This window comes from Microvirga sp. ACRRW (assembly GCF_022346925.1).
Lineage (GTDB): Bacteria > Pseudomonadota > Alphaproteobacteria > Rhizobiales > Beijerinckiaceae > Microvirga.
The window spans coordinates 1-11,747 of the sequence record NZ_JAKRNJ010000015.1; the positions used below are offsets into that span (position 1 = coordinate 1).

At 62.2% G+C, this 11,747-nt stretch carries 9 protein-coding genes; 1 reads left to right on the forward strand and 8 read right to left on the reverse strand.

All coding sequences use genetic code 11. From position 1 onward, the window contains the following. From MHY87_RS18470 to MHY87_RS18485, 4 genes are all read right to left on the reverse strand, one after another. On the reverse strand, positions 1–1,016 hold a 1,016-nt coding region (locus MHY87_RS18470), incomplete at its 3' end, for a M10 family metallopeptidase (protein ID WP_239354043.1). A 114-nt stretch (positions 1,017–1,130) separates the two neighbouring features. After that, on the reverse strand, positions 1,131–2,513 hold the full coding sequence (locus MHY87_RS18475) for a M10 family metallopeptidase (protein WP_239354044.1): 1,383 nt from the start codon (positions 2,511–2,513) through the stop codon (positions 1,131–1,133). A gap of 236 nt (positions 2,514–2,749) precedes the next feature. Continuing rightward, entirely contained in the window at positions 2,750–3,172 is a 423-nt protein-coding gene (locus MHY87_RS18480) for a hypothetical protein (RefSeq protein ID WP_239354045.1), read from the reverse strand. A gap of 195 nt (positions 3,173–3,367) precedes the next feature. Next, on the reverse strand, positions 3,368–4,051 hold the full coding sequence (locus tag MHY87_RS18485; protein WP_239354046.1) for a sigma-70 family RNA polymerase sigma factor: 684 nt from the start codon (positions 4,049–4,051) through the stop codon (positions 3,368–3,370). A gap of 231 nt (positions 4,052–4,282) precedes the next feature. Here MHY87_RS18485 and MHY87_RS18490 point away from each other — a divergent pair, with 231 nt between their 5' ends. Beyond that, complete coding sequence (locus MHY87_RS18490; RefSeq protein WP_239354047.1) at positions 4,283–4,750, forward strand: YidB family protein; 468 nt, start codon at positions 4,283–4,285, stop codon at positions 4,748–4,750. Here MHY87_RS18490 and MHY87_RS18495 read toward each other — a convergent pair. The 4 genes from MHY87_RS18495 to MHY87_RS18510 all read right to left on the reverse strand — a co-directional run bounded on the left by MHY87_RS18495 (position 4,747) and on the right by MHY87_RS18510 (position 11,745). Beyond that, positions 4,747–4,995 (reverse strand): PGPGW domain-containing protein, encoded by a 249-nt coding sequence (locus MHY87_RS18495; protein ID WP_239354048.1) that lies wholly within the window; start codon positions 4,993–4,995, stop codon positions 4,747–4,749. The genes MHY87_RS18490 and MHY87_RS18495 overlap by 4 nt on opposite strands. 15 nt (positions 4,996–5,010) lie before the next feature. Next, entirely contained in the window at positions 5,011–5,409 is a 399-nt protein-coding gene (locus MHY87_RS18500; RefSeq protein WP_239354049.1) for a response regulator, read from the reverse strand. Positions 5,410–5,497: 88 nt separating this feature from the next. After that, positions 5,498–9,802 carry a translocation/assembly module TamB domain-containing protein gene (locus MHY87_RS18505; protein WP_239354050.1) on the reverse strand — a complete coding sequence of 1,435 codons (4,305 nt, stop codon included), beginning with the start codon at positions 9,800–9,802 and terminating at the stop codon, positions 5,498–5,500. Continuing rightward, positions 9,802–11,745, reverse strand: a complete 1,944-nt coding sequence (locus MHY87_RS18510; protein ID WP_239354051.1) for an autotransporter assembly complex family protein — start codon at positions 11,743–11,745, stop codon at positions 9,802–9,804. Before MHY87_RS18510 ends, MHY87_RS18505 begins: the two co-directional genes overlap by 1 nt. Between the last annotated feature and the right edge of the window lie 2 nt (positions 11,746–11,747).

Sequence of the window (11,747 nt, forward strand, 5' to 3'; positions counted from 1 at the left end):
CCGCCCGCCCCGCCCTTGAGGACGTTTCGCACCATGTTTCCGATCAGCGTATCATTGCCCGCGCCGCCGGTCGCGTTCTCGATCACGGAGCGAAGATCCTCGTCATGGAGAAGGCTGTTGGCGATGTTTCCACGGGCAGGGCGTTCGTAACCCAGATGGGGAATCTGCGCCGGATCGAGGCTCGTCCAGGCGCCCGGCCTCAGATCGACGATGAGCCTCACCTTATAGTTCGAAAAGTCGTAGGTATCGTTGCCGCCGCCATCCCAGATGGTCGTGAGAATGCGGTTGCCGATGGGTGTCCCCTGCCCGGCTCCATCGATAAAGGCCTGTCCTGTCGTGGGGCTCCAGCGGTAGACGGTGTTGCCGGCATTGGTCGTGTAATCCGCGCCATACATGTGCTGCAGCGCGGCGATGTCGTACATCATCAGCGATTGCGCATATCCCGCGGACTCGTTTTCCACGTAGCGACCCGCAGCTCCCACGTAGGAGCGATAGGTCATGATCGAGAACTCCATGGAGTCCCGATCCGTCGTCATAGGACCGAACACGTCGGTTTCGTGCCCGTGCTTCAAGCCGACTGCATGTCCAATCTCGTGCATGACGACATAAAAGCCGTAGCCTCCGGGCCGCATATCGGCAAACGAAGCCCATGACGCTCGGAACCAGGCATCACCGCTGATGCTGAATGGACCCGGTGAATAGGCCCACGCGGCTCCTGAGATATTGGCGCTCGCCAGCCGGACCTCCGGCTGATTGACCATATCTTCTCTGATTTCCGTGAACCCGAGGTTCGTCACGGAGGCAATCATCGCGAAGGCTTTACGCGCTGCCGCGCTCTGCGCCTGATCGAGAGGAGCGAACCCGTTGCGCGGCTCGTTGCCGCTGTAATCGCTGCCGTAGAATGCGGAGCTCTCCGGAAAACTGAAACCGATACCCGCGGCATCCCAGCGGACGCCCATCAACAGAGCGTCCAGATTCTGATCGCCGCTCGGTAAGACCGCCGCTGTCAATGCCATGTCGAACCTCCCTGGAGGGATGATCGCTAGCTTGGCTTGTGCGGGGCTGATGAAATTATTCCGGCGGGGTACTCACCCTCCAATTCGGGATGAGCACCCCATGCAGAAACAGGCTCAGGCGACCATGAAATCGGCTGTCGTCAGCTTGAGGCCCTTGGTGAGCTGCGCGATCTGCACGGATGCGGCATTGCCGTTTCCGTCCGCATCGTAGTGAAGCCCACCCTTCGCGGAATCGTAGATGATACGATCGGTGGTATCGTGCGCCCGACTTCCGATCCAGAAAGCAGCGGATGACAGCTGTCCGGTCTTCAGCGTCGTGTACACTGACCTATCGAGATAGATTGTATCGTTAGCGACTGAGAAGTCGGTGATCTGATCGAAGTTGGAAGTCCGGTTCGGTTTCGTATTGAAGTAGAAAGCGTCGTTGCCCGCACCACCGGTGAGCATATCGTTGCCTTCGCGCCCATAGAGGCGATCATTGCCCCCTCCTCCACGCAGATCATTCGCGATGATGTTTCCGGTGATGGCATCGCTGCCCGATCCGCCAACGGCATTCTCGATCAGGGATCGGGGATCGCCCTGATAGGTGAGCGCATTCGCGATGTTGCCACGCGCGTAGTGTCCTTCGCCGAGCATCGCGATCTGCTTTGTCGAGAAACGAGACCACTCGCCTGGACGCAGATCCACATTGAGGTTCGTGGCGTAGTTCGAGAGATCGTAGGTGTCGATACCGCCGCCGTCCCAAACCGTGCCGAAGATCCGGTTCCCGCCTGGGGCCGTCTGTCCGACACCATTCACGAATTGCTGTCCGGTCCCCGGGTTCCAGCGATAAACGGTGTTTCCGCTATTGGTGGTGTAATCGGCGCCGTACATCTGCTGCAGCGCTGCGATGTCGTACATCATCGGCGTCTGCACGTAGCCCCAGGCCTCGTTCTCCACATATTGCCCGTCAGCACCCACATAGGACCGGTAAGTCATCGCCGAGAATTCCATGGAATCGCGGGATGCCGGCATGGCGCCGAACACAGTTGTTTCGTTACCGTGCTTCAGGCCCACGGAATGCAGTATTTCATGGATGAAGCCGTAATAGCCGTAGCTTCCGGGCACCGGCTCATCGAACCATCCGTTTGTGCGCCCGAACCAGATGTCTCCACCTGTCTCCGTTGGATCCGGATAATAGGACCAGGCGGGCGAGGCACGATCCGAAACGGCAAGCCGTATGGTGGCGTGGCTTGAAGAACTCTCCGTCATTCCCGTGAAGGTCAGGTTGGAGACTGAAGCGATCATCGCGAAGACTTCGCGAGCAGCCTGAGACTGGGTGCTGTTCAAGGCCCCGAAATTGTACTGAGGCTCATTCCACAGACTGTAATTGCTGTCGTAATAAGATGCATTTTTAGGGAAACTGTATGTGAGGTTTGGGCTGTCCCAGCGTGAACCGGAAAGAATGCCATCAATATTCTGATTGCCCGTGCGGGCGACTGAAATCGTAGCTGCCATGCTTGTCCTCTTAATAAGCCGAGCCGTTCATTTTAGAGCATGGCGGGGGCTCGTTTCTTATCACCCAGAAGGGGTAGAATTGGATTTTTCCTAGACCTAAATTCCGGTCGATAAGCAAATTTACACAAAGCCTTAGCTTAATAACTCAGGCTGTGAAATTTACCGCTTAACCGCTACCTGCGATGGCAGGCCCCGGCGAGTTTGATCCATACAAGGATTAAGCCAGAGCCTGGCATTTATCGAAGCCAGCCGAAATAGAGCGACCAGAGGCTCGGCGAGCGAATGCCGCGCACGCGCCTCGCTGCCTCTTCCGACCGCATGGATGCGCCGCCATGGCATGAGCAGAGGACGATATGCGCGTCGTGTTCGGAAATCTGGAAGAAGTTCACCGCGTCTCCGAACCTGTCGCTGACGAGGCCTGCAGTCCGCAGGACCGGATCATTGAAGGCGACTGTCAGAGCGGAATCGTCGGCCCGCATGGCATGCCGCACGGCTTTCGGTTTCCACTCGATTTCATCAAGTGTCCGAAGAAGGCGATCGGGCTCCCGCTCCAGCAACTCGGCCCAGCGGTCCAGCCGCTCACGTTTCGACAGGACAGGAACTTGCGAGGGCTTCAGATCGGCGACATGGCCGAGTTCGGACAGAGGTCTGTGTTCCATGCTCCCCTCCTTGGCAGAGAAGCGTTTGAGAGCACCCCAGCTGTCAGCTCAACCATGTAGCCTCGGTAAAAGTTCGGGAACGAGGTTGTTATCGGCGCTGATATTTTAGGCAGGCGATAAGGATGCGCCGCGTGACGGCATGGAGAATTTCACCCCATGCCGTCACGCGGCGCTTGATGACATAAAGCGATGAGATCAGGCGTCGGCGTGGCTGTTGTTGTGCAGCCGGTCTCCGGCCACACCCATCAGCTCCGCCAAGCGGTTGCGCGCGCGGTTCACGCGGCTCTTGATGGTGCCGACCTTCACGCCGAGAGCTTCCGCCGCATCCTCGTAAGACATGCCCTCTGCACCGATCAGGATGATGGCTTCGCGCTGCTCCTGCGGCAGTTTCTGCAGCGCGGTCGTCAGATCCTGCAGGGCGAGCTTGTCTTCCTGGTCAGGAATAGCAATCATGCTCGCCGCATGCGCGCCATCTCCGTCCTCGACCTCACGGCTGGTTTTGCGGTGGGTTGAATAGAAACCGTTGCGAAGGATGGTGAAGAGCCACGCCTGAAGGTTTGTGCCGGCTTCAAATGTTTCCTGCTTTGTCAGGGCCTTGAGCACGGTATCCTGCACCAGGTCCTCGGCCTGATCGAGCTTTCCGGTCAGTGAAAGAGCAAAGGCTCGTAGGTTCGGCAGGGCCTCCATCACGCCATCGACGAATGCCTGGTCAACAGGCTCCGTATGAGCGCGAATGACCTGCGCGACGCGCTCCGCGAGCTTGGCAAGATCGCGCGGCAGCTTGTCTTCCGCGGGATCGCCGTAAAGGGCGCGGAGCTGCTTTCCAAGGTGGAGACGGACAGCCGCGCTCAGAGCAGCGCCCGAGAGCGGCGAAGACATGTTTTGGGTCAGAGATTTGATCTTATCTGGCATGCCGGAGTATTTGGGGCGGCCTGTTCACATTTAAAGTTCCGGATAACATTTCCACCGCGCGTTTTTCTGCGACAAAAGGCTAAACGTATCTCCGCTGCGGTGCCCCTTCATCACCGCCCTACTCCTGTCGCGCCACTTCGGAACCCTTTGTCTGCAAAGCTGTTCCTGTCCGAGTATCAGGAGCATAGGAGCAATGATATGAGCAGCCGTGGTTTTCCGTCCATGACGGCCCTTCTGGGCCTTCTCGCCATCGCCGGGTATCAGAATCGTGACAAGATCGCCGACATGCTGCGAGGCGGGCAGCAACCGGCCACGCCTGGGCAATTGCCGGACCAGCAGGCCGGTGGCGGCCTTGGAGGCCTTGGCGGCTTGCTCGGAGGCCTTGGCGGCGCAGCGGGCGCCGGAGGCCTGCTGAATGGCGGCCTTGGCGAGCTTCTCGACAGCTTCCGGCAAAATGGGCAAGGCGATGTGGCCGATTCCTGGGTCGGCACGGGTCCGAACAAGGAGATCGAGCCGCCACAACTTGAACAGGCGATCGGGCCTGACGTGCTGGCGACGCTGACCCAGCAAACCGGCCTCTCAAGAGAGGAAATCTTGGCTCGCCTCTCCCGGGAGTTGCCTCAGGCCGTCGACCAATACACCCCGGAAGGCCGCCTCCCGACCTAACGGTTTCCCCGTTTGGCCCGTTTGCGCCGCTCCCACCAGACAATGGTACGGCGGCGCAAACGGCGTGCCATGTGAAGGTCGAAGGACAGAATAAGGATACCTAAGGGGACCATCCAGAATCCGAGCACCGGCAGAAAGCCGACAACCCCTCCCAGGATCAGAGCAATGCCGAGGCAAATCCTGCGTATTCTGGAGCGCGGCAAGGGAACATGACGCCCGCCAAAGGCGACCCGTGGCTTGGTCATGACCGTCCTCCGCCCTTACGCCTCTAGCGTTCTTGGAGCCATGGCCTGCTTGAGGGCCTCTATGAGCGCATCGGACCGGATCGGTTTTTGCAGGAAGTGCGTGCCTGTGGGCAAATCACCGGGTTTTGGCGCCACCTTGCCGGAAATCACGAGCACGCCGACATCCGGCCATCCCTGGCGGACGAGCCGGGCGAATTCGAAACCGTCAATCGAGCCCGGCATGTTCACATCCGTGAGAACGACGTTGATGTCAGGGCGTTTCTTGAGAAGGTCGAAAGCCTCGTCCGCATCCTGTGCCTCGACGACCCAGAACTCAGCCTCGCGCAGGATTTCGACCTGCGTCAGGCGCACGAGAAGCTCGTCCTCCACCAGGAGCACGACAGGCCGGTTCAGGATCTCGCGGCGCGGCTTCATGAATCGGGAAACGGATGATTCATTTCCTGGTTCCCGCCCTCGTTTCATGTCTCGGCGCGTCGACTTGGCCAAGAGCTACAACTCCTAGCTAGTACTCCAGTTCGAAGCCCAATCCGACAGAGGTTCCGCCTTCCGCGTCAACGGCGCCCTGCGCCTTGAGGCGGCGGGTCAGATCCACATCGACCGTCACGCCGCTTTCTTCCGGCCGCGCCCCTGCCCTGACGCCGACGCGGACGTTATCGCTGATATAGCGCGATACACCGACCGCGGGATCGCCGGAGGCGCCGACGGTGATGTCGAGGCTGTCGACGCCGAGCGAGCGGCGCAGGCTCTCGAAGGCATCGCCTCTGGAGCCACCGGAAAGCTGCGCCACGGTCTGCGCGAGTTGCAGTGCCTGACCTGCCGAGAGGCCACCGGCAGGACGCTGAAACAGAATACGCGAGAGCACCTCGTCCTGAGGCAGGTCGGGACTGGAGCTGAAGGCGAATGTGGGTTGCGAGGCGGGTCCTGTCACGGAGATCTGAGCCGTCACATCGCCAGCCTGCGTCTCGGCCAGGAAATCGAGCGACGGCGTGAGATCGCCCGTAAAGTCCAGACGCCCGCGCACGAAGTCGATGCGGCGGCCGATGAGATCGAGGCGGCCGCGACGAAGCTCGAAAGCGCCGATGGCAACAGGGTCCTGCAGCGTACCCTGAAGACGCAGGTCGCCACCGAGTTCCGCATTGATCCCCCGTCCGCGCACGAAGATGCGGTTCTGCGCCGTGATGACAAGATCGAGATCGGCGCTGAACGGACGTCCGCGCGAGTTGGCGACCTGCTGCCTGCGCGCCAAGGCAAGACGCGCCGCGGCCGCAGGCGTCGGCTGGATGTGCCTGGTGCCCGGCAAAGGCCTTAAGGTGGCCGGCAGACGATCGGGCACGGAAACGTTCATCGTGACGATCGCGACACGCCCCGTGACACGCGGCCTGCTCATGAGAGGGCCCGCGATCGCAAGATCCATGTCAGCGCTTGCATCCACGGTCGGATTGGAAACGAGCTGGGCGCGGCTGCCTGTGATGCGGATATCGGCGGGCATGCCTGCCGCAGGATCGATTGTGACCTGCCCTCTCGCCGCGAGCGATCCGCCATTGGGCGTGCGGGCGTTCAAACTCTCGATGACAACGATCTGTCCGCGCGCCGCGAATTGTCCATTGATGTCGTTCAGCTGGATTCCCTGCAGGGAATCCACGAAGCTGCCACCGGCAAGCGCAATCCGCCCCTGAATGCGCGGCACATTCACGGTGCCCCCGACCGACAGGTCGAGCGCCGCGCTGCCTGTCAGGCGCTGCCCTCGTGCCGAGAGGAACGTGTTCGCCACGCCGAGATCGGTGCGTCCCGATATGCGAAGAGCGAGCTCCTCTGTCAGATCGAGCGGAACGCTGCCTGAAACCTGCAATGTTCCGAAACGTCCAGCAGCAACATCCGCGTCGATTGTCGCCCGTCGATCCGCGAAGCGGCCTTGCGCTGTGACGGTGAGCGGCGGCAATCCGGCCTGCCGGGTTTCGGGCGTTGCAAGTCCGGTCACTCTCAGGTCGTAGGTGCCGTTCAGATCGGTCGCCGCTCCCCTTATCGCGGCGCTTCCGTTCACGGTGCCGGCCAGTCCGAGATTGGGAACGGCGATATCGGCGGCCTGAAGTGGCAGACTTCGGATGTCGAGCGACAGGTCCATCCTGTCGCCTACGGTGCCGGACACGCTCACGCGTCCCTGATCGGCGGCGATGACGAGACCGCCGATGGTGGCGGTGCCGCTCCCGAGTGTGATGGTGGCAGGCTGAGCAAGGGCGAGGCGCCGGTTGCCGCGCTGCGCCGTGAAGCTCGTCAGCTCGATGCGCGTTGCATCGCCGGGCACGACGCGCGCCTGCGCATCGAGATCGAAACCCTGTCCCGTCGCGGAGGCGGTGATGCGGGATGCTTCGGGTGTGCCGACTGCTGTCAGGCGGATGCTCCTGAAGGTTTGACCGGCGGCACTGAGCGCATCCGCCTGGATCGCGCCGTCGATCACGGGACGTGAATAGAGATCGGAAACGGCAAGGCGCACATCGAAGTCCCTCACTGTCACGGCGGCAGCGGCAACACGGGAGCCATTTGCCGTGATCGAGGCATCCTGGCGGCCGTTCGCGGCGCTAAGCGCAATATCGGCATCGAGCGAGCCATCGAGCTTCGTCAACAGCAGCGGCGTGAGATCGTCGAGATCGCTTGCGGACAACGCGATCCGCCCCTGCACCAGTTGATCGGCGCCGATACGAAGATCGCCATTCAGCGAGACGGAGCCTATATCCGCGTCGAGCCGATCCACGAGCCAACCACCCTCCGTGGGACGCGACAAATGCACGGTGCCGGTCGCAGGCTTAGCCCCCACCTGTCCGTCAAGCCCGAGGGTGGCCTCGAGTGCGCCCGTCACATCTTTAGCGGTCAGGCTGAGCACCACGCGCGGGATCGACCGGTTGAGGGCGCGTACATCCGACAGGCTCGCATTCGCCGTGACATCCGGTTTCTCGAGGGAACCGGTCAGGCGCGCCGTCGCATTCGCTCGGCCTGCGCCGATGCGCGCATCGACATGCCTGAGTTCGTCGACATCAATGTCGAGTCCCAGATCGGCTGTGGTCTGTGTGGCGCGGCCATTGGCACGTGCGTTGAGATGCGCGCCATCGACGCGGAAGTTTTCAAAAGCGAACCCGTCCGGAACACGGCGCAGGATGCCGTTTGCAGTGACGGAGCGTCCTAGAAGACCATCGAGTGCGGGCATTCCCGTCGAGAGGTCGCGCAGATTGGCATCGACCGTCGCTGCGATATCAGCCCGGTGTGGATTTCCTGAGAGTTGCGCCTTGAGCGCGGCCGAGCCATTCAGCGTTCGGCCCGCAACGCCGGAGAATACCGACAAGGCCGGAATACTGGCATCGAGATTGCCGTCCAGCACCGTCGAGCCGACCCGACCTGAGAAGCCGGCTTGAGCGGTGGAAGTTTCGATGCGCGCGGTCTCGACACTGGCAATGCCATCGCGGTCGAGGGTGCCGTTGGCTCTCAGCGACAGCGTCTCGCCCAAGGCACGGGCGAGTGCCCTGTCGGCGGGCCGAATGCCGCTCGCCTGCGCATCGACCAAGAAGGAGAAGCGGTCGGGGATCGCCACATCGCTCACTGGGTTCATGGCGATGCGCGCAGTCAAAGCGTCCAAAGCGCCTTGTGGCAAGCGCACGCCCGCGGCATCGAGCGAACCGTTGATGCGCGGCGCCGTCATGGTGCCCTGCACCCTGCCGTCGAAATCGAGGCGGCGGATCTCCGCGTCACCCGCGCGGGTCAGGAAGCCGTCGGTTGGCAAGGCACGAGCCTGCATGGTCAGGTCGAGGGCCTGGCTCGAACTGACGGTGCCCGCCATATCGAAGCTCGCCACATTCGAGGTGATGCGAACCGGCTGAAGCCGCAGGCTGCCGTCATCCCCAATGGCGATATTGCCCACGAGCTGCGTCGTGCCGGGGAAGACCGGCGCAACCGGCCCGGGCAGCAATCCCTCGATGCGCGCGGCAAGATTGGCGTGAACATTGTAAGCGGCGCCGGACCGGCTGACGATGGTCGTGCCTGCGGCGCCGATGGTCGGTCCGGCGGCGAAATCGAGCCGCGCGGTAAAACTGTTCAAAGGCCCCTGACCTGCCAGTTTGAGATCGACAGGCGGAAGACCGGGCAGATTGAGCAGATGGGCGGCAATGCCGCCTGCCGGTTCCTGATGGGTCAGATCGAGCGCCAGACGGTTCGTCTGCGGCACATAGTCGAGATTGATCGAAAGGCGTCCGGGTGCGTCGAGGCGCTGTGCCGAAAAATCGAGCTTGAGCCCTTCCGACGGATCGCCAAGATTAGCCGAGCCTTGCGCAGAGAGCCTCGCAGCCGTGCCGAGGATAGGCTCTCCAAGAGCCAGTTCCTGCAGGGCAAACTTTTCCACGATCACCTTGACCGGCAATTCAGGAAGGACCGGCTCGTCGGAGACGGCAACCTGTTCCTCTTCCGTGGTTGCGGGCTTGCGCGGAAGCTCCACACGGTCGATCTGAAGCTCGTTGACTTCGAGGCGTCCGCGCAGCAGCGCCGTGCGCGTCCAGACAAGGCGTGCGCGGTCCACCGACAGCCAGACGCCGTTGCGGTCCGAAATGCGGATGTCACGGATCACTGCATTCGAGGACAGGGCTCCGTCGATACCGCCGATGCTCACCTGAGTGGTCGGCGTCGACAGAAGGCGCGAGATCAGGCTCGCCAGTACGCTCTGATCGGTCTGAGCCAGGCTCGGCGAACTGAAAACGAGCCAGAGAACGCCGAGCGCGAGGGTCACGGCGACGGCGAAGGCGGCGATCTGGCGGCGCAGCTTCATCATCAGAATGCCTGCCCGATGCCGACATAGACCGCAAAAGACCGATCATCACCCGGTTCGCGGCGGATAGGTTGGGCAATATCCAGGCGGATCGGGCCAATCGCCGTGTAGTAGCGCAGCCCCAATCCGGCCGAGACGCGGATCGTGTCGTCGAAATCCGGATAGCTCGACTCGAAGGCCGTGCCCGCATCCACGAAGGGCACGATGCCGATGGTGTCCGTGATTTTGATGCGCGCTTCGACCGACGCTTCGAGCAGGCTGCGCCCGCCGATGGGTTCGTCGAGGAATTTCGGGCTCAAGGTGCGATAGCCAAAGCCGCGCACCGAACCGCCGCCGCCCGCATAGAAGCGCCGGTTGGCCGGGATTTCATCGAGATCAGAGCCGACGATGGAGCCGAGGCCGAGGCGGCCTGCAAGCACGTAGCGCGCCTCCTCGTCGAGGGCCCAATAGGTCGATGCCGTTCCCTTCGCGATGGTCATGGGAACAGTGGAGCCGAGGAACTCGGGATAAGGCGTCACGGATGCCAGCAGCTTCACGCCGCGTGTGGGATCGAGCACGTTATCCGTGGAATCGTAGGTAACGGACAGGGGCAGGCCGACGAGGGTGTAGTCGATCTGTCCGAGAATGTCGGAAGCCTGTCCCTTCTCGTATTCGATGCCGCCTTGCATTGAGAATTTGTCGCTGAAGCGGTGGCGGATGGCAGCCGCTCCGTTCACGAGGCGGCTCGTATAGCTCTCCGTGCGATCACGCTCCGCCAAAGCATCAACGAGGAGATCGTTGCGGGTTCCCCAGAGAGCGGGTTTCAGGAAGCTCGCGCGGAAGCGGCCTCCAACATCGTCCCAGTTAAAGTCCTTTTCGTCGTCCTCATCCGGAAGCCCACCGCTCTCCGTGAGATAGAACAGGCTTCCCTCAAGCCTCAGCCTCTCGGCGCCCCCGAACAGGTTCCGGTGCGCCCAATAGGCCCGCACCGCCGGCCCGTCGGTCGTCGAGTACTGCACGGACGCCCCGATGACGCGTGGCTGGCGCTCGGTGATGTCAACGAAGAGAGGCAGATTGCCATGGGCATCCAGCGCGTCCCCTTCGCGGATGCGCACGGATGACAGCGCCTCGATGCTCAGGATCGATTTGCGCATCGACGCGAGCGCCGCCGGCGAGTAGGGATCGCCGGGCTCCGTATAGATGAAGGAGCGCACCACCGCCGGGTCCACGTTCTCCGCACCCCGCACGGCGATTGCGCCGATGCCGGCCTGCGGCCCCGGATCGACCGTCAGGCTGATGTCCATGATCCGTGCCGGATGGACGACGACCGGATTTTGAGCGGTGACTTTAGCGAAGGGCCGCGATTGAGCTCTGAAATAATCGACGATGCGGGCCTGGGCCGCCACGACGTCGGTCGCACGCGCCGGATCTCCGGGCTTGATCTTGACGATACGCGGTGGCAGCTCCGCCGGCGGGAATAGGCGGCCGGTTCTCGCATCCAGCACGGTGACGTTCTGGAGAGCGAATTGCGGCCCGGGATCGACAACGATTTGAACAGGCACGAGGGCGCGCGCGCGATACCCTGCGGCGGTGCGGATCGCAGTCTCCGAACGCGGCGCCTGAAGCGAGAGGGACACGCCCGCGACCGCAACCGCGACACGGGCATTGTAATAGCCCGCTCCCCACAATGCGTCTGTCATGCGGGGCAGGTCCGCCTCGGCCCGGCGCACGAGAGCGTCCGCATCCGGCGGGGGATCGCCCTTCAGGCTTTGAAGCGTCGAAGCGTCTTTGAGGGTTTGAACGAGGTTCTTGTCGTTCCCGACAACCGTGAAGTCGAGGGAATAAGGCAGTGTGTTCGCATTCGGAGGCGGCGGAGTTTCATCGCTGGAGCCGAAGAGGCCGAAGAAATCGAAGGCGTTGGCAGGCGGGATCGACAATCCACCGGACAGAAGTCCTGCAAGGATCACCA